This is a genomic window from Akkermansia sp. JRP_AM1 (assembly GCF_049262625.1).
Taxonomy (GTDB): Bacteria; Verrucomicrobiota; Verrucomicrobiia; order Verrucomicrobiales; family Akkermansiaceae; genus Akkermansia; species Akkermansia massiliensis.
In genome coordinates this window covers 2,268,966-2,291,760 of record NZ_CP118234.1, presented here as the reverse complement: position 1 = coordinate 2,291,760, position 22,795 = coordinate 2,268,966, and the positions used below count along the sequence as shown (strand labels likewise).

Sequence of the window (22,795 nt, the reverse complement as noted above, 5' to 3'; positions counted from 1 at the left end):
TCCATGACTTCGGACGCATCACCCATGCCCGGCGGCAATCTGCCGACGCTGCCCGTCAAACGGGTGGTGCGTCCCACTCCTTCCATTCCGGACCACGAAGTCGTGCGCCAGATAGGCAGCGGCGCATACGGGGAGGTCTGGCTGGCCAGGTCCCTGACCGGGGCGTGGCGCGCCGTGAAAATCGTCTGGCGTGAGGATTTTGAGGATGAGCGCACGTTCAACCGTGAGTTTGAAGGCATCCTGCAGTATGAACCCATCGCCCGCAACCATCCGGGGCTGGTCCACATCCTGCACGTGGGGAGGCACGACCAGGATTCCCCGTTTTACTATTACGTCATGGAGCTGGGCGACGACGCCCGCACCGGGGTCCACATCACGCCGGACGAGTATATTCCCCGCACGCTCCAGACGGACAAGAAGTTTTCCGGCAACAAGCCGCTGCCCCTGGATTACTGCCTGGAGGTAGGCAGCCAGCTGGCCCACGCCCTGCTGTACCTGCACAGCAAGAACCTGACGCACCGGGACATCAAGCCGGCCAACGTCATCTTCGTCAACGGACGGCCCAAGCTGGCGGACATCGGCCTGGTGGCCCATCTGGACCAGCGCAGCTTTGTAGGCACGGAGGGGTTCATCCCCCCGGACGGCCCCGGCACCCGGCGGGCGGACGTTTACGCGCTGGCCAAGGTTTTATATGAAATCAGCACGGGAAAGGACCGCATGGATTTTCCCGCGCTTCCGGATGATCTGCCGGAAGGCACCGTGCGCAAGAAGTGGCAGGCGTTCAACACCATCATCTGCCAGGCGGCGGAACCCCGCGTGGAGGAGTGCGCCATTGATTCCGCGGAAGAGCTGGCGGAGAAAATAGACGTTCTGCGGGGGTATGAAGTGCCTACCCGCTTCCGCCTCCAGAAGAAAAAGAAGCGCCGCAAGCTCAGGCGCACCCTCCAGCTGCTGGCCGCCGCCGTCGCGGGAGCCCTGACCGCCTACTGGGGGGCCCTGTGGCTCAACAATAGCCAGCATCCCGCGGAGGAACCTGCCGCGGACGTGCGCCCGGAAACCCACTCCTCCGCACCGGAGGAGGAGTCCCGGACCGGGTACGTGCTGGTGACCAGCTCCCCGGCGGGAGCGTCCGTTTATGATGCGGACGGCAATTACCTGGATGAAACGCCCTACGGCCCCATTGAACTGCCCTCCGGTTCCTCCGTGGCCTATACCATCAAGAAATCGGGCTTCGCGGACAAGGAGGAGGCGGGAACCGTCAAGGGCGGCTCCACGCTGGCCCTGGGCGGCGTGCTGAAGGAATACCATCCCCCCACGGACAGCCAGCCGTGGAAGGATACGGAGGGAGTCACCTACATTCCCGCGGAAACGCGCCATGTGGCGCAAGGCCCTCTCACCGCCGCCCTGTTCAACAAGTTCCTGAAGGAGGACCACCAGAAGGGAAACTACCAGATGAAGAGGGAGCAGGCGGAACCGGGCCATCCGGAAAAGGACGTGGCCCTGCTCACGCAGGACGGCATCACGGCCTACCTGGCGTGGCTGAACAAGAAATGCGAACGGGAGGGACTGCTGGGCAAGGAGTTTTCCATCAATGCGGACCCGCTGCCGCAGACGTCCGGCAGCGCGGACGGCCACAGCGCCTACGTCCTGAACGTCACGCGCGTGTTCCAGGTCCCCATCACCGTCACCACCAATCCGCCGGGCGCCAGCGTCTTTTTCAACAACAGGCTGATCGGCCGCACGCCCATTGAGGAATACGTCAACCAGGTGCCCTACGTGATTGAAATCAAACTGCCGGGGCACGCCACCATGCGGCGCCGGGGGCTGGACCCGCAGGATTTATACCTTTCCCTCCAGCTGGAGCCGGACAAGTCCGTCGTCTTCGGCTCGCCCTGGACCAACAGCCTGGGCATGGACCTGGCGCCCGTGGGAGGAAACGCGCTGGTCATGTCCCATGAGGTGCGCGTGAAGGACTTCCAGCAGTTCCTGAAAGCCACGGGCAGGAAGGCTCCGGCTCGGCCCGGCTTCCCCCAGGGGGAAAACCACCCGGTGGTAAACGTCAGCAGGCAGGACGCGCGCGCCTTTGCCAAATGGCTCACCAACAAGGAGCGGGCCCAGGGCCTGATCGACCAGCACGACTCCTACCGCCTGCCCAAAGACGAGGAATGGAGCTCCTGGGTGCGCCTGACGGATGAAAAGGGATCCTCCCCCTATGAAAAGACGCTGCCCCATGAAAACTCCCGGGAGGTGTTCCCGTGGGGGTTCTCCTGGCCGCCGCCGGACAGAACAGGCAATTTTGCGGACCAGTCCGCCCTGATTTACCTTCCTTCCTCCCGCGTCATCGTGGGGTATGAGGACGGGCAGCCGTACACGGCCCCCGTGAAGACCTTCCCGCCCAACCATCTAGGCCTGTACGACCTGGAGGGGAACGTCATGGAATGGGTGGACGATTCCTACGGAGGGCCGGAGTCCCTCCCCATCCGCAATTACGGAGTGGCCCGCGGAGGCAGCTACCTCTCCTTCCGCCCCAAGCAGCTCACCACCTCCATCCGCACCCCCCTGCCGGAAAACACGCGGGATGACGCGCTGGGCTTCCGCCTCATCCTGTCTTCCGACCGCCCCGCCGTTCCCACGGCACCCTGACGCCGGGGCACACCGCCCCCGCAGCAGCAGATTTCCCCTGCTCCTCCGTTCCACGCAACAAGCCGTTCCCTAAAGGGAAAGGTCCGCTGCAGCCCGCAGGCCGCCCCGCCTCTCCGGGAAAATGGTTGAAAGGGCCTCCCGTTATGCTACCTTTTCCCCGCACCCTTTTCCCGAATGAAAATCATCGCCATCGCCAACCAGAAGGGGGGAGTGGGAAAAACCACCACGGCCATCAACCTGGCCGCCGCCCTGGCCCAGCTGAAGAAGAAAATCCTTGTCATTGACCTGGATCCGCAGGCCAATGCCACCAGCGGCATGGGCATTGACGGAAAAGACATGCCCAGCCTGTACCCGGCCCTGCTCGGCCAGCTTGCGGCGGAAGAGTGCATCCTGCCTTCCGGCAGAAAACGGCTGGACATCATTCCCTCCACCATGGACCTGGCCGGCGTGGAAATAGAACTGGCCCGCTCCGGCAACCACCTGACCCGGCTCCGGGAAACGCTCGCTCCCCTGCGGGAGTCGGATGCCTATGATTACTGCATCATGGATACGCCTCCTTCCCTGGGAGTCCTGATGACCTCCGCCCTGGCCGCCTGCGACGAAGTGCTGACTCCCCTGCAATGCGAATGGTTCGGGCTGGAAGGATTGGCCAAAATCCTGCACGTGACGGCGCAGATCTGCGCCAGCGGAGCCAATCCCCGCATCAGGCATGAAGGGGTGCTGATGACCATGTACGACGGCCGCACCAACCTTTCCCGCCAGGTCATTGACCAGGTGGAACAGCACCTGCCCCAGATGCTGTACAAGACGGTCATTCCCCGCTCCATCCGGCTCGGGGAAGCGCCCAGCTTCGGCCACACCATCTTTGAACACGATCCTTCCGGAACGGCGGCGGAAGCCTACCTGAAAGCCGCACGGGAATTCATCAGACGCCACAAATCCTGAAAACGCGAAGGAACGGCTTTCACGGGAACGGACTTCATGAACATGGCGTACAGGAAGGACAAGGCAGAAAGAATCCCCCGCCTTCATCTCTCCCTTTAGGTTTATTCCTTCCATTCTACTTGCGCCGTTTTAGATACTACGCACAGGCGGCAGTCCTGATACGGAGGAAAACAGGCATTCACCTTGACTTGCCGCACCCGGCATATGAGAATGCCTCCAGCTCCGCTTCAGGAACTTTCCCTCATGCCAGCAGAAGAAGGCCAGCCAGACGACCAGCCCCGGACGACAGGGCAAGTCCCGCCTCCCGCTCCAACGACAGGCCTGGAACAGATTCTGCCCGGACGCCCCCCTCTCCCCCACGCGGAAGAAAAAGGCGCCTTTTTCGTTTACCAGAGGGAGCTGGCCCCCGGCACGCGCCTGGAACAGTATGAAATCATCCGCGTCCTGGGCAGCGGGGGCTTCGGCATCACCTACCTGGCGAAGGACCTGTTCCTGAACCGCAACGTGGTCATCAAGGAAAACTTCCCCTCCAGCTGCTCCTACCGGGACCCGCTGACCGGGCATATCCGGCCCAACAACGAGCACGACCTGGAAAACTACACCTGGGCCCTGAAGAGTTTCCTGAGCGAGGCCCAGACGCTGGCGGAGCTCAACCATCCCGGCATCGTCAGAATCCTGTCCGTTTTTGAAGCCAACGGCACCGCCTACTTCGCCATGGAGAACATCACCGGGCTTTCCCTGGACTACCTGGGGGAGAAACTCCACAGCACCGGGCACCGCTACACGGAGGACGAACTCAAGGGCCTGCTGACCCGCCTGCTGCGGATTCTGGACTACCTCCATTCCAGGCACATCTACCACCGTGACATCAAGCCCGGCAACATCCTGCTGACGGAGGAAGGCACGCCCGTGCTGATCGACTTCGGCGCGGCGCGCCATGCCCTGAAGCTGCATGCCGCCACCGTCCTGACCACCCAGGGGTATTCCTCCCCGGAACAGGCGCTGGGGAAAACGAACATCGGCCCCTGGAGCGACCTTTATTCCGTAGGCGCCACCTTTTACGCCCTCCTCACGGGCCACCCGCCGGAACGGGCGGAAGTGCGCCTGACGGAAGACGGCATGCCGCCGCTGCACAGCGACCCCGTGCTCACCCGCTATTACTCGCGGCAGTTCCTGCTTTCGCTGGACAAGGCGCTGGCTCCCCAGACCAGCTGCCGCTACCAGACGGCCCGTGAATGGATTCACGACATTTGCGCCATTTCCGGGGAAGAATCCTCCGCCACCATCCAGGTATCCCCGGCGGACATCCGCCACATTCATCCGGAAGGAATGCCGCATCCCTGCGCGGAGAAGAATTCCGGGAACAAAAAGGCCACCGCCGGGACGGGCGGACTTCATTCCTCCTCCCGCAGGCTGTCCGCGCGCACCCTCCGCCGCAACCGCCACATGATGTTCCTGATGGTGGGGAGCGTCTGCACCCTGCTGCTGGGCGCAGCGGCGTTCTACCTGATGGACTACCTGAAAAAGGCCCCCATGGGCACCACCATCAATACCATCAAGGAGGCCATCCAGCAGCCGGCCGCCAACGGGAAGGAATTGGCCCCTCCGCCCCGGGACCTGGCATCCATCCGCATCCCGGAGCTCAGAATGACGGAAGACGCGGCGCTGGAACCGCGGACGCTGAAGGAATTCCAGCTGCGCCTGGACGATACGATTCTGACCCGTTCCGGCATCCCCTCCATCCTGCCGGAAAAGCTACGCATCTCCTGCATCTACCTCCAGATTATCCCTCCGGCCACCGGAGGGGAGGAACTGCACCTCACCATCCGGGACTCCAACGGAGCCCTGGTGGACCGTTCCGTCAACTCCGTCCCCTCCTTCACGGTGCCGGGGCAATCCACCTCCACCTTCTTCTTCCCGGCCCTGCCGGAGCTCTCCACGGACCGCGCCTACACATACGCCTTTGAAACCGCCGCCCACAAGGCCGTCCCCATGCAAATGGCGTGCTTCAAAAGCGAGACGGAACGCACGGAGGAGGCCTTCCCTAAAATCCGCTTCATCATCGCCCCCGCGGCGCCGGAACCGGCCCTGATGCATGACCCTGCCTACAAGGGGCTCGTGGCGGCAGTCACCACGCCTTCCCCGGGGCACGGGAACGTTCTCGGCCTGGCGAACGCCACGCCGGACATGCTGGCGGCTCTGGAACAACTGTCCAAAGCCGGCTACCCGGTGGCCCAGCAGGTATTGGGGAAACTCCTCATGTCTCCTGACTGCCCCGGCGGCCCCAGGCCGGAAGAAGGGGTGGAATGGCTCTACCGTTCCGCCACCGGAGGATGCTATGAGGCCATGAAGGAGCTGGGCATCCTGCTCATGGACATCCCCTCCTATTTTCCCCGCCTGCCACAGCAGCCCCCTCTGGCCTCCCGGGATTACGCCCAGGCGGCGCGGTTCCTGAGAATGGCGGTCCAGTACCGGGACCAGGAAGCCCTGTACCTGCTCTCCCTCATGTACTCCCAGGGCTGGGGCGTGCCCGCCTCCCCGGAGCTTTCCGGCCTGATGATGGAACGTCTCAACGGATCCGCCTACCTGACGGACAGCCTGAACCCGGAGGCGCCCATTGCGGCGTACTGGCTCCCCCTGCCGCTTGCCAGGGGGAATCCACCATCCTGCGCTTCACCGTTCCGGGACCGTTCGCCCCATCCCAGCTCAAGGGCGTCACGCTGCATAACACGGGCATGAAGGATGCCTTCTCCATCAGCAAAATCAACATTCTCCAGCACGGACGCCTCATTCTGGACATCATCTCCCCCCAGGAAGTGCTGCCCGGCAAAAGCTCTGCCCCCATCGGCATCTCCATCCCGGAAGGCCTGCTGGCGGATACGTCCCTGCCCCTGGAGGTGGAAATCCTGCTGACGCCCGGAAACAGCAGCGGCGTGGTGGAAATGCCGCCTCCGGCGGAAAAGAAACGTTCCAGAAACGGAACCGATTAAGATTCAGCATCTTTTCATAAGAAGCAGAAGCCGGGGACCCGTAAAACAGCCTTGATTCCCGTCACGGGAATGCTACAAAAGGAACATGACTTCCCTTACTTTCCTGCGCCGCACGCTCCCCTTTCTGGCCGCCTTCCTGATGGCCTCCTGCGGTGACCCCACCGTCTCCTACTGGAAAAAGGCGGCGGACATCAATACGGAATACTCGGAAAAAAGCGATGCGCTGGTGCAGCGCCTCCTGAAGCTGAAAAAGAATCCCACCCTTCCCGGCCTGGCGGAAAGCAGCAGGGACGCGGCGGACCTGCTGCGGGAGCGGGACGAAGAACTGGCGGACCTGAGCACGAAAGACGTGGACCCCGCCGTGGCGGCCTATGTGGAAGAAGACCGCAAGCTCTTTGCCAGAGGGCGGGAACTGGCGGAACGCTACCAGCAATACTTTGAAAAATACCTCAAGGGAGGTCCGGAATTCACGCCGGACCCGTCCCGGGCCGTTTCCCACATAGGCCGCGGGCGGCAGGAAATACGCAAAATCCTGGCTGAAGCCCGGAAACTGGAAGAACGGGCGGAAGCCCTGAGGAAAGAAAAATCAGCCGCGTTTGAGGAGGAGCTTCCTCCGCTGCACTTCCGTCTTCCGGAAATGAAGCAGCTGCTGTCCAACCGTTAAAAACCGCCATAAACCATCTTTCCGGCTCCGGCTTTGCACGGGAGGCGCCTCCGTATCCCTCCCCCTTTTCGTTCATCAGCCATCCATGAAGCTTCTTCCGGCCCTTTTCCTCCTGCTCATTCCCTCCCTTTCAAGGGGGAGCGGCATGAAACATTCTGCAGAAAGGCCATCAAGCTTCAACTAACCAGCTTCTTTCCGAAATACCGTTATTTCCTATTCACCGGCAGTTACACTTCCCCCCGCGCCGTACTCTCTGCAGCTGCCAGTCCAACAGGACTGAGCATCAGAAGCGGAAATGGAATTTCTTTGAAAGACACGTCCATCAGCATTTCCCATCATTCCTATGAACAGGAAACAGGCAAAGGCATATTCTCCCTGGGCCTTCTGGTTAAGGACCGCCCCTTCCCCCAAGACGGAAGAATCCAGATCAAGGGAAAGGTGCCGGTGAAATGCGCGCGGCTGGCCACTCTGCCAGAAACGGAAATCGATCTCCGTCCGAACGCCGCGTATTCCATCCCTCTCTGCATCTCCTCCTTTCTTGAGGAAGGGACGGACGTAGCCAATCTGGAAAAATGCCCGCATCTGGACATAAGGGTGAATCCGTATACGGAAACCAACACATGGAGCATCGGGCTCATTTATCCTGTGAGCTTCCCCTATGCCGGCATGGTATTCCTTGACCGGGAGGGACACAGGATCCCCGTGAAAACAGAAATGGCGCGATGCCGTTCGGGGCCGATCGAATTCCACCCGTTCACCTGCACTTTCCCGGAAAAATATGATCGCGTCCGCCTTGTCATTCACTATGCGGAAAAGCAGGAAACCAGGAACTTGCCCATCAACGCCGCCGTCTCCCGGGAAGACGCCTTGAAAGCAATGCCGCCCCATCCGGAAGGTGGCCGGATTCCCGGACAGCCTTCCGCAGAAACAGCGCATCTTTTCCAAAAACGAGATTGACACCCGCGGTTCTTTCCCCTAGTATCCGCGCACAACATCAGCGGCGGGGTAGCCAAGTGGTAAGGCGACGGTCTGCAAAATCGTTATTCGCGGGTTCGATTCCCGCTCCCGCCTCCATGTTTACTTTCAAACGTTTACGCCTTTAGCGTAGCAAGAAACGTAGTAAACCTCTTGTTTTTAGCTCCACATTCGGAGCAAGTCTTGTCCCGGGAGGGGGGGTACGGTATGAGTTCCAGCCCCTCTGTTATCCACGCTCAAGGAGACGCGCTTGACTACCTGTTGCATGCGCACGGAGAAACACAGGAGCAATGGAGCGCGCCTTTTGACGCCACGCCCATCCTCCCGGAACTCTCAAAAGCACTCTATGAATGCGGTCTAAACCACCATCAACTTGACGTGGTAAAAGAAGAAATAGCGGATGCCCGTTTGCATATCCTTATCGGTATTTTCACTATCCTTTTTCGCAACGGCCATCACCCGCAACGCGTTACCCGGAACGTTTACAAGCTTGCCAAACTCTACTGTCCAAAATCCGTAGAAAACTTGTCGCATTCTGACCTTGCTCTCCTGACCAGTGATACCATTTCCGCATCATCCATGCGGGCGCACGCCTGCAACGATTTCCTTGACTCCTTAACACCCGATCAAGCGCAAGCTCTTATCGGGAAATACGGGAAGACTGCCCTGCGCAAGCTTGCACAAGTATCTTGGACCAGCCGGAAGGCTCAAAAGAAATCCCGCAAAAAAAGAAGCAGGACGCCCCCAAACCGCGCACCCGCAAACACCCGGAACTCAACCTTGATCTGTAACGGAAAAGGACGAAGATGGACACGAAAGCAAGATACCCCGCTATAAGCTCACCCAAGCTTCCAATAAACGCTTTTCCTTCCTGCTCAATTCCACTTATGGCGGCAAGACGTTCCAGTTAAATGACGGCCGCACCGTCAAATGGGACTCCCGCGGAAAAAAGCGAAGTAAGAAATACACTTTCCAAATTACTTGATAAAAGCTGATAAAAGCTGATAATATTTATCTTGACAAAAAGTGGTTCTAGCACATATTGGCATTACTACTAGTTCGTGTATCGCATACACCTCTAAAAAATCGCCCCAGCCTGCGTCACCAGGCCGGGGCTTTCTTTTAGCTAGTCAGAACAATAATAAGTTCCATCAGCCGTACTACTAATTCGGGGTTAAGTATCACATGTTACACCTCCTTTCTTTAGTCCGGGACCAACCCGGCAAGCGGATATACAGGAATATCCCCTTTATTACAATTTATTTACAACCGCGCAAACTGAAAGTGCATCCAGTCATAATCCCGCTCCCGCCCCAGGGACACGCCGCCTTCATCTTCCACGAACTCCCAAAAGGCATCATAATCCGTTCCAGAAAGGCGTGCCTGCGGCCGATGAACTTTTAGGCCGTTATGGTCAGGGTCCATTCTACCGCAATCCCCCAAGAATGCATTGACGGCCGGCTAATGGTCATTCGGTAGCTTCCGCCATTGCGCCAGGCCGCCGCCCCTTGGCTTCTCAAGCTGCTGCCCGGACACAGGAAGTGCTGCACTCCTTGGCAAAAGTGACAGTTAGAGTTAGAGTTTAGACAACAAAAAAGCCGTACCCTGTGAGGACACGACTAGAGAGAGGAAGGCAATGTGACTTATCAGGCGTATCTATTTGTAAAAGAAAAAGAAATGAGCGTAAGAATTGCTAAAATTCCAATGATTGCGTATCCTGTGAATTGAGCGTTTCTCAGTCTTTGCTGATGCTTATCTTGAATATCCATTTTTTGCTTGTTGATGTCACGGCGGACGTCGCTAAGCCTGGTTTCTAAAATTTTTTGCGTCCAGTAGGTCGTTAATTGTGTTCTGAAGCTTTTTAACGGAGAGTTTGTGTTCCTCGTGGAGTTTTAGAAGGTCCTGGTGTGCTTTTTCTCCTACGGGCACTTTTGCCACGAATTCTTCAGAGTGTTCAAGGTGTGCAACTGGTTTATTATGCGGAGAGTTCAATTGCATAAATTTTTCTTCCGCCCGGTCCATTTGGACCAATTCTTTTTCCATAGTATCTATGGATTCCATGAGTTTTCTGTTTTGCAGGGCAACCGCTTTGTTCATGTTCCTGTGCTTTTTTTCCATGGCTTCCTTGGCTTCAATGATTGCATAAGAGGTTCCACGGCCTCCAGCCCTTCCGCTTGCCATTGATGCGCGGGCGGCGGACCTCATAGCGTCTTCCCGTCTTGCTATGTCTTCCGTATCACGTTTAATGATGTCAGCAAGTTTCCTATTATTAAGAGTTATCTGTTGTTTATTTTTATCAAGTAATTTAGCTATTCTGCCCGTCGTGTTTTAAAAGTCGCCAGCGTGACTTCCCATTCCTTAGCAGTTAATTCACGGTTAGCTAGTGCTGTTTCCACAGCGGCCTTTTTACGGCGTAAAGCCCGTTCCGCGTTCTGTTGTGCTGTTCGTTCCTGTTGTGCTTGTGTTTGTTTGAGGATAGTTTCTAACGCATCCCTCTTGTTCCGGAATGTTTCTTCTTCCAGGTCAAGAGTGTCATAAGATTCCTTTATCTTTCTCTCCAGATTATTGATTTTGGGCTCTGTAGTGAGTTGCAGCTTTTCCAGTTGAGAGTTCAGTTCATTTACGTTCTGGTCGTGTTGTACTGTCAAATGGTTATTGTACCATACTGTTCCAATGATGGCTAGGATAGTAAGGATGGATAGCAGATAGCGCATAGTTTTTGTAGCAGATACCGCCGTTATATATTGGCATTATTTGGCATGCAAGTTTTTTGTATTGGCTTGGTATTGGTGAATCAGGTTGTTTTCACACTTTCAAGAATGAGGGAGGGAACTCCCGTAAGTACGCTTTTTTGCGGCCTTGGTTAAATAGTTCTTGCCTTTTGCGCGGTGGTTGTGTTTACTCCGTCGCGCAGTCCCTGCAAACCTAATGTCGCGTTCGTCTAGCGGTCTAGGACTCCGCCTTTCACGCGGGCAACACGGGTTCGAGTCCCGTACGCGATGCCAGTTTTTTCTTTTCCTTCCGTCTTGAACCGGAATCTTTTTTACGCCATCCCCCCGGTATGTTTCTGGATTTTTCCACCCGTTGTGGTATGGTTACTTCCGCCATGGCAGCCCAGAACGAAATTATGCTGAACGGAGCCCCGTATGGACTGGCGGAACCCTGTTCCGTTTCCCGGCTTCTGGAACTCTTGAACATGAACGGCAAACCCGTCGTCGTGGAGCACAACGGCTCCGCGCTCCTGCCGCAGGATTTTTTCCGGGTTACGGTTTCTCCCGGAGACCGGGTGGAAATCGTCTCCATCGTCGCCGGCGGCTAGGCTCCCTTTTTCCTTTATTTCCCTTCCCAATCCGTCACCGCCATGCCCTCCATCCACGTCATGTCCCCCACTCTTGCCAGCCAGGTGGCGGCGGGCGAGGTGGTGGAACGCCCCGCCTCCGTCGTGAAGGAGCTGGTGGAAAACAGCCTGGACGCCGGAGCCAGATCCGTGCGGGTGGAGATACGCCGCGGAGGCGTGGGCCTGATCAAGGTGACGGACGACGGCTGCGGCATGTCCCGGGAAGACGCGTGCCTGTGCGCCAAGCGGCACGCCACCAGCAAGCTTTCCTCCCTGGAGGACCTGTTTGAAATCACTCACCTGGGCTTCCGCGGGGAGGCCATTCCCAGCATTGCCAGCGTCTCCCGCTTCAAGCTCTGCACCAGGCAGCAGCAGGCACTGGAGGGCTGGGAAGTACGCATCGACGGCGGGCTGGAGCACGAGCCGAGAAGTTCCGGCGTCTCCCCCGGCACCGCCATTGAGGTCTCCGACCTGTTTTACAATACCCCGGCACGCCGCAAGTTCCTGAAATCCGCGGAGACGGAGGCTTCCCATGTGGAGCACCAGATACGCCTGCATGCCCTGGCCTATCCCCAGGTGCGCTTTACCTACAAGCGGGACGACCAGCTCGTCTTCGACCTTCCGGCCACGGCGGACCTGCGCGTCCGCATCTCCGCGCTGACGGATGCGGCTACGGCGGCAGCCCTGATTCCGATAGAAACGACCATCGGGCCCGGCATTTCCGTCACGGGCTTCCTGCTCCCGCTTTCCGAGGCCAGGCGCACCAGAAAGGGGCAGTACGTCTTCATGAACACCCGCCCCGTGGAGGACCAGCTCATCAACCGGGCCATCCGGGACGGTTACGGCGGTTTTCCCACCGGGCTGCATCCGGCGCTCTTCCTGTACATGGAGGTGGAGCCCGCGCTGGTGGACGTCAACGTGCACCCCGCCAAGAAGGAGGTGAGGTTCCGCCGTTCCGCGGACGTGGTTAATACCATTGTGGAGGCGATTGCCAACACCCTCCAAAAACACGCCCGGCAGGAAATTCACGCTTCCGCCGCCGTGCCGGAGACGGACGGCGGCCCTCCGGAACCGCCTTCCGCCGCGCCGCATGGGGAAACACCCTCCCGGGCGGACAATTCCCAGGCCTTCCCTCCGGCAAAACCCCGCACGGCCCCCGCTCCTTCCTCCAAACTCCCTTCCCTTTCTTCCCCCGCCCCCAGCAGGCAATCACGGGAGGCTGTTCCTCTTCCCCCTGCGCCCCATTCCCCTGAAGCAGGTTCCCGCCACCCAGGGGAAACTGGATTTCCAGCATCAGGCGGAGGGCGGCGGCGCAAGGGACGCCTGCGGAAAGGCCGCTCCGGAGAGGGACGCCACCGCCGGGTTCACCTATATGGGAACCCTCCACCAGCAATTCGCCCTGTTTGAAACGCCGGAGGGCCTGGTGCTGATGCATCCCAGGGCCGCGCGGGAACGCATCATCTTTGAACGGCTGCGGGCGCACCGGGAAGCGCCCATGCCGTCCCAGCAGCTTCTGGACCCGGTGATACTGGACCTGGACCCGCGGGATTTTGCCGTTATCCAGCAGTTCGCACCCCACTTTGACCAGGCCGGAATGACCGTCACGCCCTTCGGCCAGAACACGATCAGGATAGAATCCCTGCCCGCCCTGCTGGAACTGGAGAACGCCCGCGCCTTCCTGCTGGAGCTGGTGGACCGCCTCACCCAGTCCGAATTCAGCCGGAACGCCAAACGCATGGCTTATGAGACCTTCATCGGGGAAATCGCCAGGAAATCCGCCTGGAAGGAACGTATTTCCCCGCACCGCGCCCCGGCCATCCTGAAAGAACTGCTGGCCTGCGAAGTGCCGTACTGCACCCCGGGCGGCAAGCCCACGCTGGTGAATTATTCCATTCCGGAGATCAAACGCAAATTCGGCATCCAGGCGTAACGGGCCGGGAAAGCGGAAGGCCGGATACCTGGTCTTTCAGCTCCACATTTGAAATGGAAGGCCGCGCAGAAGAGCAGCAGGCCTTTGCCGCGGCCGAAAGGAAACCGGGAGCCAGCGAAGGAATGTTCAAGAGAATGAAGGAATACGGTTTTTGAAAGTGCGGCCTTTGTCCGTGCATTCATTCAGAAGCATGCGGCGCTTCCTGAAAGCCTTCTTTCAAAACAGGAGGTAAATGCCATCCTTCCATGAAAGCCGTTTTTCACTCCATTCCTTTTATCTCCCTTTCCTCCCCCTTTTCCGGCCCATCCGGTTTTAACGCGCGGGCCGCCGCATCCATCCCGTCCTGTACGGAAGCTTGCTCTTGGCAAGGGGGGGTCCCGCGTTTATAATGTTACCTTCCCTGTCGTCATCCAGCCCGTTCCCAGCCATGCCAGACCCCGCCCCCAGCAAGCCTTCCGCACCACGCATTGCTGAAACCGCCGCCGGAAAAGCCCTGATGGCCCTGCTGGCCCTTTTTTACGCCCTTCTGGCGACGGCGGCGGCAGGTGGGGAGTGGCACACCCTTTTTCTTCCCGCCTGCCTTCTGGCGGCGGCCCTTCTGCTGTTCTGCTTCTGCATCCTCCGGGGGTACAAGATTCCCAGCCCCGGGCTGCCGGGATGGCTGGCGCTGGGGCTGGGAGGCGGCTATTTCCTCCTGCGGGCGTGGTTTTCACCCTGGTTTTACTATGAGGGAGTGGCGGACCTGGGCCTCATCGTCACGGCCATGGCCATGTTCATGGCGGGGGCGTATGCCGGAGCCGGGAATGGGGAAAGGAGCGTTCTTCCCGTGCTGGCGGCGGCGCTGGGATTGCTGAACGCCCTGCTGTGGGGGTACCAGAACATGACGGGTACGGAGGCCTCCTGGTTCAGGCCGGATTATTCCCTGTTCGGAACGGAGCTGCGCAACATCGGGCTCTTCGGGTACAAGAATTTTCCGCTCATTTCCTGTCCGTCACGGGATTTTTCCTCTGCGCGTACAGCATGGCTTCCGCCAGGAAATGGGGCATCAGCCTGTTCACGGGGCTGGCGCTCGTTCTCGTTTCCTTCACCTGCAGTTCCCGCGCCGCCTTTCCGAATGCGCTGGCTGGCGTCACCCTGTGCTTTTTCATTTATACCTCCAGCGTTTTCCGCAATAACAGGAAATTTTATACGGCGGCCATCCTGTTCATTCTGCTTCTCTTCCTGGGAGCGGCTTATGCCGTGCTGGACCTGGCCAACGGAGCCGGAAAGCTGGCCTCCCTGCTGGATACGTTTTCCTTCGGGAGCCGTCTGGACCTGTCCAGACTGGCGTGGGCGCTGGCGGACCAGGCCCCATGGTTCGGCCACGGCAGCCGGATGTTCACCAACCTTTCCACGGAATTTTTTGCCGGGGCCAGCCTCCCCAATTTCGCCCACCATGAGTACGCGCAGGCCGCCTGCGACTACGGCTATGCCGGGCTGGGGCTGATGCTGGCCCTGCTGGCCCTGTTCCTCGTTTCCGGCTTCCGGAGCGTGCTCCAGCTGGCGGGGGAGCGCCAGCGCGCCAATCCCCTGGGGCCGGCGGCCTTCTGCGTGCTGTGCATCGCCGCCTTCCATGCCTATGGGGAGTTCATCTGGCACAATCCGGCATTGCTGGGCGCCAGCGCCCTGTGCTGCGGCATTACCTGCACCGCCTCCCTTTCCCGGGTGAAGGCCTCCCGGCGCGCCGGACGCTGGTTCCAGGCCTCTGCCGCGCTGCTGCTGGCGGCGCTGGCCCTGTGCTACGCGTTCCGGGCTTTCCCGGTCTGGAAGGCCTCCCTCCGGCCCGTTCCGGTTTCCTCCAACGAACGGCTTCCCATGCTGGAAGAGGCCGCTTCCAGCAGCCTGGACCCGGACCTGGTGCGGCGCAGCATCCTGCATGCCGTGGGCAGTCCTGCCGCTCCAGACGAGGCGCGGCTCAGGGAACTGGAACGGCAGGAGGAAGAGGCGGAATTGCGGAGTCCCGGCAATCACGGCCTGGCAGCGGCCAAAAGCCTGCTTTACATCCGCCAGGGGCGCCTTGCGGAGGCGGAGAGGCTGCTGCGCCCCTATGTGGAGAGTCCCGGCAGGTTTGACGACCGCATGTTCGCCTGGACCACCATTTACAGTAATATGCTGTATTCCTGGAGCGCGGCCATTGCGGCCCAGTCTCCGGGGCAGGCCCTGTCCATGGCGCTGACGGCCCAGCGCCTGATGTCCGCCCAGACGGATCAATGGCTGTTTCACGGCTCTCTGAATCCCCAGGTCAGGAAGGAACACGACCTGCGCCTCAGCGAGCTCAAGATGCTGATCCTGACACTGCAATACCGCGGAGCCGTACCCGATGCCTCCTGGCGGAAGTAGGGGCGTCCTGATATTTTCAGGCCAACCCCGTTCCTGCGTTTTCTAAAATGAAGTTCTGATAAAAGAAAATATGAAATACTTGAATCAAGAAATAGAAAGCGAATTAAGAAACCGGGGAGCGGAACTGATACGTTTTGTCAGCATATTCCATTTAGACGAAAAGCAAAACAGGCAACTCCCGAACGCCATTGTCTTTGTACTCCCGCTGACCGCAGAGTATGTCAGGACGGTATTTGATACTCCCGATTACGTACAAGCGCGGATAGATAACAATTACGATTTCGATGATGATGAATTTTCACAAACTGAACATAAGGCGGGGGAAATAGCAGACGATTTAGCCAGGTTCATTGCCGGAAAGGGTTATAAAGCCATATCGCAATCCGATACGGGGCTGGTGGCTGATGACGTATTCAATGATGAAACCAAAGAGTCAGTATTACCTCATAAAACAGTCGCGCTACTTGGCGGATTAGGGTGGATTGGAAAAAACAACCTGTTAATTACTCCCGAATATGGCGCAGCACAATGTCTCGGTACGGTTTTAACTGATGCTCCACTGGAAACGGTATTACATGAACCTCCATTTCCAAAGTGCGGAAGGTGCAGCGCTTGTGTCAATATCTGCGAGAGAAAAGTTCTTAAAGGTAAAATTTGGAGCATCTCTGTTTCAAGAGATGAGATCGTTAACATATATGGATGCAGCACCTGCCTGAAATGCCTTGTGCATTGTTCCAGAACACAAATATATAAAAAGAGGAATATTAAATAAAGAGTTTCAGGATTTATGCCGGTGAACTATTCCTGAAATGAAACAGGCGACTGGATAATCATGTGAATCAAGCAATTATCCCGCGCGGAGCGCCAGTTTATTTCCCTTGAATTCCCCGGACAGTTTCTGACGAAGAAGGGAAACCCGCGTCCTTCATTCATTTAGCCCATGCTTTGGAGCAGGCCTTCAATGTTACTTCCGGTCCAGCAGCTTATCTCCCCAGGGTAATTTTATAAAATTTCTGTATTCATCGGATTTTCAATCCGTTGTCAACAATAATTCATTTAAGGCAAGATTTTTTAAGCCTTATCCGGTACGCTTATTCACTTTTTCCGGACACGAGGAGGAATAGGATGAAAGAGAAATAAACCCTTGGTTTCAAGTTCATAACGCTGTCTCTGCGGATTGAAAATCCCCCAGGCTTCGGGAAGTTTTGCGGACACAGCCGCAAAACCCAATCCAAGAACAAATTCCAAATTAATGACTCCGAGACTTCCTCTCCCCCTCCTCGCCGCCCTGCTCCTGTCACAGGCCGTGCCCCATGCAGCCGCTTCCAGCCCCATTTCCTGGGATGACCTCGTTCGGGACTGGCAGGACGAGTCCATCACTGAAACGGTACTTGACCTGAGCGGGGACGGTTCCGTTGCAGAGGTAACAAGCAACGGGGGCGCCGTCACCGTCTCCCAGGGAACTTCCCTGGCGCTGAATGGAGGCCACCACACCATCTCCTCCACCAAGCAGAGCGCCCAGGTTTTCACCAGCAGGGCGTTTGACAACCGCGGCACACTGGAAATCAGCGACTGCACCATCACCGGCAATTTCAATACCGCCGTGAGCTGGTTTTCCTCTTCCTCCGGCGGCTCCATCGCCAACGGTGAGAACGCCAGGCTGATTCTTTCCGGATGTTCCTTTTCCAATAACGGAATGGTTTCCCAGACAGACGGAGAAGGAGGCGCGCTTGCCGGGGCGGCAGGTTCCGTGATGAGTATCCAGGGGTGCGATTTCACCAATAATTACGTCTCCTTCCATGAACCGTGTCTGAACAGCCCCCAGCAGTACGGCGGTGCCATTGCCAGCTTTGGCGCCGTTACCCTGAGCAACTGCCGTTTCTCCGGTAATTACACTTCTTACCTGAATGCCGGGGCCAATGGCATGAGCACGGCGGCGGGAGGCGCCGTCTCCATGGCCACGTACGGGGCGCGCCTGGAAGGGGATGCCCTGGAATTCCACGGGAATTACGCCATGGGTTATGCAGCCTCCGGTGGAGCCGTGAACTTGAATAACAATGCCTCCATCAAGCTGAGCAATGCCTCTTTTACAGGGAATTATGCCTTCTGCACGGCTCATTCCACCAGCGCAGGCCGTGCGTGGGGAGGCGCGCTCAACCTGGAATCCGGGTCCACGGGCACGCTTGTTTCCTGCGTCTTTAACGGCAACCATGTCTCTTCCATGACGGAGACGGCATCAGGAGGGGGGGCCATCCACAATTTTATCGGCTGCACGCTGACGCTGGTGAATTGTTCCTTTTACGATAATTACGCTTCTTCCGCAGATGCGTCCCTGGCGCAGGGAGGAGCCATTGCGAATGAAGGGCGGCTCCGGATTATCGCCAACGGGCGGGACAGCATTTTCCGAGGCAACAGGGACCACGTTCCGGCACTGGGGGGCGGCGGCGCTTCCAATGCCATCCACTCCCTGTTTTCCACCGGCATCGCCCTTTACGCCGGGAACGGCGGCTCCCTGGTCTTTTACGACGGCATCCGGGGGAGAACGACAGGAACATATTGACGATCAACAAGCCCGGTGCGGAAGGCTATCCCGTGGACGGAACCGTCTTTTTCAAGGACGGAGCTTCCATTGACGGATTCAACACGGAATTGTACCAGGGAAGCCTGTGCATGGGGGAGGGAACGGCCATCCGCGGCTCGCTGGATGCATGGCAGGGAAGCAGTTTCATCATTGAAGGCTTTACGACGATGGACGGCCAGTACAGCGTGCATGCCGTGAAGCCGGGTGCCGTCCATACCGTGCTCGTCAGAATGACCGATTCCATGGCGGCGGCCACGGAAGAGAATCCCGTATGGAATTTTACGGAAGGTTCCTCCATTGCCGCCTTTGCGGGTTCCCTGGAGTTCGTTCTGGACGTCAGCCGCCTCAGCATTCCCTATGATGAATTGCACCCCTTCATTTTTTCCCATGAGGGGCAGACGCAGGAGCTGATGGACAGCGTCAACGGAGCCAAAAGCGTGCGGCTGGTGGATGCCGACGGGTGGAGCTACAGCGTGGACGGTTCCTTTTTCGATTACCTTTCCGGACAGAATAGAGGCCTTGTTCCTTCCGGACCGGACACGGGGGGCTGGCGGCCCCCGTCCGGCGTGGGAGGCGTGCAGGGCAATTCCCAGTGGACCGCCGTGCGCAGCCTCCGCAGTTTTGCAGAGGCCGCCAGAACCAGGGAGGGAGAACGGCTGAAGCCGGACGGGCGCGCGGCTTTCTGGATCACGGCCACGGGGGATTATTTCACCCAGGCCTCCCAGGCCGCGGTGGAAGGCTACCGCTTCCGCTCCCACGGGTATTCCGTGGGCGGGAGTTACGATCTTTCCCGGTCTGGACGGCGGGGGCGCCTTCGGCCAGAGCTTCGGGACGAACGATGTGAACAATGACCTGGGCAGCTTTGACCAGGACGCCGTCATGGCCCTTTTCCAACTGGCGCGGTCCGTGCAGGTGAACGCGGAAGATTCCCTGCTTCTGGGCGTGCAGGGGGGCTATGGCACCGCCCGCAGCAAGGGGGGCGTTATTTCCCCGGACCTGGCCGGAGACCGCCTGGAAAGCTCATGGAAGGACAGAACCTGGCTGCTCGACGTACAGGGAGCATGGACAAGGAGGCTGAACCGGAAAACGCGGCTGGGCCTTTATTCCGGCCTCCAGTACGCGGGGAGCGTTCAAAGCGCCTCCACCGCCGCAGGGGAACGCCATGCCTACCATCTGGAAGACAGCTCCGCGAATGTCCTGCGCGGTCGCCTGGGGGTGGAGTTCCACCGGAACGGCTCCCTGCTGGGACGGGAAGCGGCAGGCTACGTCCGCACGGGAATCGCGCACGATCTGGACCGGAAAACGCCGCATGTTTCCGTACGTGGAACCTCCCGCTCCTGGACGGCCATGGCCGTCAACCCTGGCCGTACCGTCCTGGAGGCTTCCGCCGGATTCCATGTCAGCCTGTCCGGCAACTGGAGCGCGGGCGTGGATTACAGTCTGGAAGCCGGCAACCGGCAGCTGAACCAGAGCGGAAGAGCAGGCGTTATGATGGAATTTTAAGTGTCTTCAGCCACATGTTCTCCGGCACCGTCCCCTCTCCGGAACGGTGCCGTTTTTTTGCCGTTTTCCCCATCACCAAGCCGTTTCCATTCACGGCATCGGGCGGCGCATGTCCCGACGCAGCTCAACAAAAGCAAGCCTTGCCCGCTCTATTCCTTCATCAGACTTTTTTCGTATGAATATAACCATCAAACGAATTTATGACCCGAAGGAAACCGGAGACGGCTACCGCGTGCTGGTGGACCGTCTCTGGCCCCGCGGGATTTCCAAGGAAAAGGCTTCCTGGGATGAATGGCTGAAAAATGTGGCTCCGTCCACGGCGCTCCGCCAGTGGTTTGCGCATGATCCGGCCAAATGGGACGCCTTCCGCCGGAAGTATGACGAGGAACTGGACGGGAACAAGGAGGCCGTTTCCCATCTGCTCCAGCTCGCGCGGAAGGGAAAGCTTACGCTGCTGTATTCCGCCAGGGAGAGGGACCACAATGAAGCCGCGGCCCTGAGGGATTATCTTATGCAGCGGTCTTCTTCATAAGCAGGCGCGCATTTTTGAACAAGCGCCGTTTACAGGCCCAAATGCTGTCACAGGGACCTATGATATGGCCGGATTTCTTCTCTCGTTCATGAACAGGCGAAGAAAATGGAAAGGAGGTGAAACAACATGGCAAGTAGTTCCCACATGGGTGGAAATCACAAAAGCGGTTCTTCCAAGAAGCGCTCCGAAACCACCACGAACAAAACCGGGCAGCGCGTCAAGCGCGATGCTTCAACCGGGCAGTTTATGAGCGATAAAGGCTCAAGCTCCAAGGAAAAACATTAATTCCCCGTGAGCTCTCTGCTTAATTCAGGTTCCGGACTTGGTCCGGAACCTTTTTTTATCCCTGTCCGCTCCGGAAAAAGCGGAAGAGCGCACCCCGTCAGCGCAGGTCCAATTCTTCAAACGCACGAAGGCCGAGGGCCCCGGGCTCCTTCCGGTCCCCGCGGACCACCACGGCAAAAGGTTCTTCCCTGCCCGGCGCGTAGTACGCCGCACGCAGGACCAGTTCATCCCCTTCCAAACGGGCGTAAACGCCCACGGGCGTGGAACAGCTCGCTCCCAGGCGCACCAGGAAGGCGCGTTCCGCCAGAGCGCAGGCGAAGGCTTCCGGATCGCTGATTCCAGCCAGCATTTCCATCGTCTCCCGGTCGGAAGAGCGGCATTCCATGCCCACGATGCCCTGCCCCACGGCGGGAATGAAGGCTTCCACCGGCAGGGGGCGCATGTAGAGCTTCCTCCCCTCCACGAGGGTTTCCGGCGCATACAGCCCCAGGCGTTCCAGTCCGGCCCTGGCCAGAATTACGGCGTCCCAGCCGGGATGCTCCGCCAGCTTCGCCAGGCGCGTGGGCACGTTGCCCCGCAGGTCTTCAAACCGGAGGCCGGAACCCCAGTACGTGCGCGCCATCAGGCGGCGGCGCACGCTTCCGGTAGCCAGCGTGCCGGAGCCGTTCCAGTCCGGCTCCCTCGTAATAAGCACGTCTTCTACGGCGGCGCGGGGCAGCACGGCGGCCAGCGTGAAACCGGGGGCCAGCTCGCTGGGCACGTCCTTGAGGCTGTGCACCGCCACGTCAATGCGGCCTTCCAGGAGGGCGGTTTCCAGTTCCTTGATGAAGATTCCCTTGTCCACGATGCCGGAAACGCGGGCCACGTCCGCCAGCGGCACGTCCGTGCGGCGGTCCCCGGTGGTATGGATGATTTCCCGGCGCACGTCCAGTTCCGGATAACGGAGGGAGAGGGCGGCCCGGACCATGTCCGCCTGGGCCAGCGCCAGGGCGCTCCCGCGGGTGCCGATGATAAGGGTGTTTTTACTGGTCATAAAGCGCGGAGTCCGGAAAGTATTTGGAGATGTTGTCCTGGATGATGGCTTCGCACCGGGAGACTTCCTGCTCCCGGCTGCGCTTGGCTTCATCCGCCAGCTGGGTGAGGGTGTCGATATCGTAGAGGTACACCTCGTCAATATCCGCCACGTCCGGAGAGATGTTGCGCGGCACGGAGATGTCAATCAGGAAGAGGGAGCGGTACTTGCGGGGCGCGCGCAGCGGCAGCAGCGTCTCCCGGGTGATGATGCAGTGGGGGGCGGCGGTGGCGGCCACCACCACGTCAATGTCCCTGAGGTAGTCCCCCCACACGTCGTACCGGATGGCCTGGCCGCCGATCATGCCCGCCAGTTCCACCGCCCGGTCAAAGGAACGGTTGGCTACATAGATGCCCTCCGCCCCGCGGGCGTGCAGGGCGCGGCCCGTGACGCGGCTCATCTCCCCGGCTCCCAGGATGAGGACGCGGGTGCCGGAAAGGTCGCCGAAGATTTGTTCCGCCAGCTCCACGGCCACGGACCCCACGGAGGTGGCTCCGGCGTGAATCTGGCTGTCCGTCCGCACCCTCTTGCCGATGGTGAAGGCTTTCTGGAAGGTCTTGTTGGCGCAGGCCGCGGTCACTCCGGCGTCCAGCGCCATCTGGTAGGCCGTCTTCACCTGCCCGAAGATTTCCGTTTCCCCCAGCACCATGGAGTCCAGCCCGCTCAGGACGCGGCACAGGTGCTCCAGGGCATCCGCCCCCAGATGGCTGTAAAAGTGGGAGGCCATGTCCACGTTCCCGCGGCCCGCTCCCAGGAAGTGGGACAGGATGTGTTCCTGCGCGCTTTCCGGCCTGTCAGACCAGTAGTAGATTTCCATGCGGTTGCAGGTGGAAAGCACTACGCACTGGTCCACGTCCGGCAGGGAGCGGATGCGCCGCCCCTCCTCCTGGAGCCTGTGGGACGGCACGGCAAAGCGCTCCCGTATTTCCACGGGAGCGGTCCGGTGATTCAAGCCTAAA

General features: G+C 59.1%; 21 protein-coding genes and 2 tRNA genes. 18 read left to right on the top strand and 5 right to left on the bottom strand.

Annotated elements, in window-relative coordinates; all coding sequences use genetic code 11:
- Positions 1 to 3 precede the first annotated feature (3 nt).
- The 8 genes from PVA48_RS10955 (at position 4) to PVA48_RS10920 (ending at position 9,054) form a co-directional block, all read left to right on the top strand.
- The gene (locus PVA48_RS10955) at positions 4 to 2,643 is read left to right on the top strand and encodes an SUMF1/EgtB/PvdO family nonheme iron enzyme (RefSeq protein WP_102727977.1); all 2,640 of its coding nucleotides are present in this window, start codon (positions 4 to 6) and stop codon (positions 2,641 to 2,643) included.
- A gap of 174 nt (positions 2,644 to 2,817) precedes the next feature.
- Complete coding sequence (locus tag PVA48_RS10950; protein ID WP_022397001.1) at positions 2,818 to 3,588, top strand: ParA family protein; 771 nt, start codon at positions 2,818 to 2,820, stop codon at positions 3,586 to 3,588.
- A 243-nt stretch (positions 3,589 to 3,831) separates the two neighbouring features.
- Positions 3,832 to 6,327, top strand: a complete 2,496-nt coding sequence (locus tag PVA48_RS10945) for a serine/threonine-protein kinase (RefSeq protein WP_423231733.1) — start codon at positions 3,832 to 3,834, stop codon at positions 6,325 to 6,327.
- Positions 6,324 to 6,578 carry a hypothetical protein gene (locus tag PVA48_RS10940; RefSeq protein ID WP_423231732.1) on the top strand — a complete coding sequence of 85 codons (255 nt, stop codon included), beginning with the start codon at positions 6,324 to 6,326 and terminating at the stop codon, positions 6,576 to 6,578. The genes PVA48_RS10945 and PVA48_RS10940 overlap by 4 nt, the downstream gene beginning before the upstream one ends.
- Before the next feature lie 85 nt (positions 6,579 to 6,663).
- Positions 6,664 to 7,242 (top strand): hypothetical protein, encoded by a 579-nt coding sequence (locus PVA48_RS10935; RefSeq protein ID WP_022396999.1) that lies wholly within the window; start codon positions 6,664 to 6,666, stop codon positions 7,240 to 7,242.
- 306 nt (positions 7,243 to 7,548) lie between these two features.
- Positions 7,549 to 8,199: a hypothetical protein gene (locus PVA48_RS10930; protein WP_102727975.1), complete on the top strand. Its 651-nt coding sequence runs from the start codon at positions 7,549 to 7,551 to the stop codon at positions 8,197 to 8,199.
- A 42-nt stretch (positions 8,200 to 8,241) separates the two neighbouring features.
- Positions 8,242 to 8,316 (top strand) — tRNA-Cys (locus tag PVA48_RS10925).
- A gap of 108 nt (positions 8,317 to 8,424) precedes the next feature.
- A complete protein-coding gene (locus tag PVA48_RS10920) occupies positions 8,425 to 9,054 on the top strand; it encodes a hypothetical protein (RefSeq protein ID WP_423231731.1) in 630 nt (209 codons plus the stop codon).
- A 963-nt stretch (positions 9,055 to 10,017) separates the two neighbouring features.
- On the opposite strand, the gene PVA48_RS10915 is transcribed toward PVA48_RS10920, so the two are convergent.
- Both PVA48_RS10915 and PVA48_RS10910 read right to left on the bottom strand, forming a co-directional pair.
- The gene (locus tag PVA48_RS10915; protein ID WP_423231730.1) at positions 10,018 to 10,422 is read right to left on the bottom strand and encodes a hypothetical protein; all 405 of its coding nucleotides are present in this window, start codon (positions 10,420 to 10,422) and stop codon (positions 10,018 to 10,020) included.
- Between the two features lie 104 nt (positions 10,423 to 10,526).
- Positions 10,527 to 10,931 (bottom strand): hypothetical protein, encoded by a 405-nt coding sequence (locus PVA48_RS10910; protein WP_102727972.1) that lies wholly within the window; start codon positions 10,929 to 10,931, stop codon positions 10,527 to 10,529.
- Positions 10,932 to 11,147: 216 nt separating this feature from the next.
- Between PVA48_RS10910 and PVA48_RS10905 the strand changes: the two genes are divergently transcribed.
- From PVA48_RS10905 to PVA48_RS10890, 4 genes are all read left to right on the top strand, one after another.
- Positions 11,148 to 11,222 (top strand) — tRNA-Glu (locus PVA48_RS10905).
- A 101-nt stretch (positions 11,223 to 11,323) separates the two neighbouring features.
- Positions 11,324 to 11,536, top strand: a complete 213-nt coding sequence (thiS, locus tag PVA48_RS10900; protein WP_180975134.1) for a sulfur carrier protein ThiS — start codon at positions 11,324 to 11,326, stop codon at positions 11,534 to 11,536.
- 42 nt (positions 11,537 to 11,578) lie between these two features.
- Entirely contained in the window at positions 11,579 to 12,961 is a 1,383-nt protein-coding gene (mutL, locus tag PVA48_RS10895) for a DNA mismatch repair endonuclease MutL (RefSeq protein WP_423231729.1), read from the top strand.
- Positions 12,927 to 13,484 carry a hypothetical protein gene (locus PVA48_RS10890; protein WP_249853069.1) on the top strand — a complete coding sequence of 186 codons (558 nt, stop codon included), beginning with the start codon at positions 12,927 to 12,929 and terminating at the stop codon, positions 13,482 to 13,484. The genes mutL and PVA48_RS10890 overlap by 35 nt, the downstream gene beginning before the upstream one ends.
- Positions 13,485 to 14,207: 723 nt before the next feature.
- On the opposite strand, the gene PVA48_RS10885 is transcribed toward PVA48_RS10890, so the two are convergent.
- Positions 14,208 to 14,366, bottom strand: a complete 159-nt coding sequence (locus PVA48_RS10885) for a hypothetical protein (RefSeq protein ID WP_423231728.1) — start codon at positions 14,364 to 14,366, stop codon at positions 14,208 to 14,210.
- A gap of 138 nt (positions 14,367 to 14,504) precedes the next feature.
- On the opposite strand from PVA48_RS10885, the gene PVA48_RS10880 reads away from it, so the two are divergent.
- The 6 genes from PVA48_RS10880 (at position 14,505) to PVA48_RS10855 (ending at position 20,479) form a co-directional block, all read left to right on the top strand.
- On the top strand, positions 14,505 to 15,863 hold the full coding sequence (locus PVA48_RS10880) for an O-antigen ligase family protein (protein WP_423231727.1): 1,359 nt from the start codon (positions 14,505 to 14,507) through the stop codon (positions 15,861 to 15,863).
- A 70-nt stretch (positions 15,864 to 15,933) separates the two neighbouring features.
- Positions 15,934 to 16,635, top strand: coding sequence for an epoxyqueuosine reductase (locus PVA48_RS10875; RefSeq protein WP_102721347.1), 702 nt, complete (start codon positions 15,934 to 15,936; stop codon positions 16,633 to 16,635).
- 480 nt (positions 16,636 to 17,115) lie between these two features.
- Positions 17,116 to 18,423 carry a hypothetical protein gene (locus PVA48_RS10870; protein WP_423231726.1) on the top strand — a complete coding sequence of 436 codons (1,308 nt, stop codon included), beginning with the start codon at positions 17,116 to 17,118 and terminating at the stop codon, positions 18,421 to 18,423.
- Entirely contained in the window at positions 18,420 to 19,295 is an 876-nt protein-coding gene (locus tag PVA48_RS10865) for a hypothetical protein (protein WP_423231725.1), read from the top strand. Before PVA48_RS10870 ends, PVA48_RS10865 begins: the two co-directional genes overlap by 4 nt.
- Complete coding sequence (locus tag PVA48_RS10860) at positions 19,285 to 19,947, top strand: autotransporter outer membrane beta-barrel domain-containing protein (protein ID WP_423231724.1); 663 nt, start codon at positions 19,285 to 19,287, stop codon at positions 19,945 to 19,947. Before PVA48_RS10865 ends, PVA48_RS10860 begins: the two co-directional genes overlap by 11 nt.
- A gap of 175 nt (positions 19,948 to 20,122) precedes the next feature.
- On the top strand, positions 20,123 to 20,479 hold the full coding sequence (locus PVA48_RS10855) for a DUF488 domain-containing protein (RefSeq protein ID WP_102721345.1): 357 nt from the start codon (positions 20,123 to 20,125) through the stop codon (positions 20,477 to 20,479).
- 382 nt (positions 20,480 to 20,861) lie between these two features.
- Here the strand turns inward: PVA48_RS10855 and hemC are convergent, their stop codons facing one another.
- Together hemC and hemA are read right to left on the bottom strand one after the other, a co-directional pair.
- Entirely contained in the window at positions 20,862 to 21,797 is a 936-nt protein-coding gene (gene hemC, locus PVA48_RS10850; RefSeq protein WP_180971773.1) for a hydroxymethylbilane synthase, read from the bottom strand.
- The gene (hemA, locus tag PVA48_RS10845; protein WP_240454337.1) at positions 21,787 to 22,788 is read right to left on the bottom strand and encodes a glutamyl-tRNA reductase; all 1,002 of its coding nucleotides are present in this window, start codon (positions 22,786 to 22,788) and stop codon (positions 21,787 to 21,789) included. Before hemA ends, hemC begins: the two co-directional genes overlap by 11 nt.
- Positions 22,789 to 22,795 lie beyond the last annotated feature (7 nt).

Bases quoted from the DNA above. Each gene is read 5' to 3' on its own strand.
- PVA48_RS10955 (WP_102727977.1), top strand. From the start codon at position 4: ATGACTTCGGACGCATCACCCATGCCCGGCGGCAATCTGCCGACGCTG.
- PVA48_RS10950 (WP_022397001.1), top strand. From the start codon at position 2,818: ATGAAAATCATCGCCATCGCCAACCAGAAGGGGGGAGTGGGAAAAACC.
- PVA48_RS10945 (WP_423231733.1), top strand. From the start codon at position 3,832: ATGCCAGCAGAAGAAGGCCAGCCAGACGACCAGCCCCGGACGACAGGG.
- PVA48_RS10940 (WP_423231732.1), top strand. From the start codon at position 6,324: ATGAAGGATGCCTTCTCCATCAGCAAAATCAACATTCTCCAGCACGGA.
- PVA48_RS10935 (WP_022396999.1), top strand. From the start codon at position 6,664: ATGACTTCCCTTACTTTCCTGCGCCGCACGCTCCCCTTTCTGGCCGCC.
- PVA48_RS10920 (WP_423231731.1), top strand. From the start codon at position 8,425: ATGAGTTCCAGCCCCTCTGTTATCCACGCTCAAGGAGACGCGCTTGAC.
- PVA48_RS10915 (WP_423231730.1), bottom strand. From the start codon at position 10,422: ATGAGGTCCGCCGCCCGCGCATCAATGGCAAGCGGAAGGGCTGGAGGC.
- PVA48_RS10910 (WP_102727972.1), bottom strand. From the start codon at position 10,931: ATGCGCTATCTGCTATCCATCCTTACTATCCTAGCCATCATTGGAACA.
- thiS (WP_180975134.1), top strand. From the start codon at position 11,324: ATGGCAGCCCAGAACGAAATTATGCTGAACGGAGCCCCGTATGGACTG.
- mutL (WP_423231729.1), top strand. From the start codon at position 11,579: ATGCCCTCCATCCACGTCATGTCCCCCACTCTTGCCAGCCAGGTGGCG.
- PVA48_RS10890 (WP_249853069.1), top strand. From the start codon at position 12,927: ATGGGAACCCTCCACCAGCAATTCGCCCTGTTTGAAACGCCGGAGGGC.
- PVA48_RS10885 (WP_423231728.1), bottom strand. From the start codon at position 14,366: ATGTTCTGGTACCCCCACAGCAGGGCGTTCAGCAATCCCAGCGCCGCC.
- PVA48_RS10880 (WP_423231727.1), top strand. From the start codon at position 14,505: ATGGCTTCCGCCAGGAAATGGGGCATCAGCCTGTTCACGGGGCTGGCG.
- PVA48_RS10875 (WP_102721347.1), top strand. From the start codon at position 15,934: ATGAAATACTTGAATCAAGAAATAGAAAGCGAATTAAGAAACCGGGGA.
- PVA48_RS10870 (WP_423231726.1), top strand. From the start codon at position 17,116: ATGACTCCGAGACTTCCTCTCCCCCTCCTCGCCGCCCTGCTCCTGTCA.
- PVA48_RS10855 (WP_102721345.1), top strand. From the start codon at position 20,123: ATGAATATAACCATCAAACGAATTTATGACCCGAAGGAAACCGGAGAC.
- hemC (WP_180971773.1), bottom strand. From the start codon at position 21,797: ATGACCAGTAAAAACACCCTTATCATCGGCACCCGCGGGAGCGCCCTG.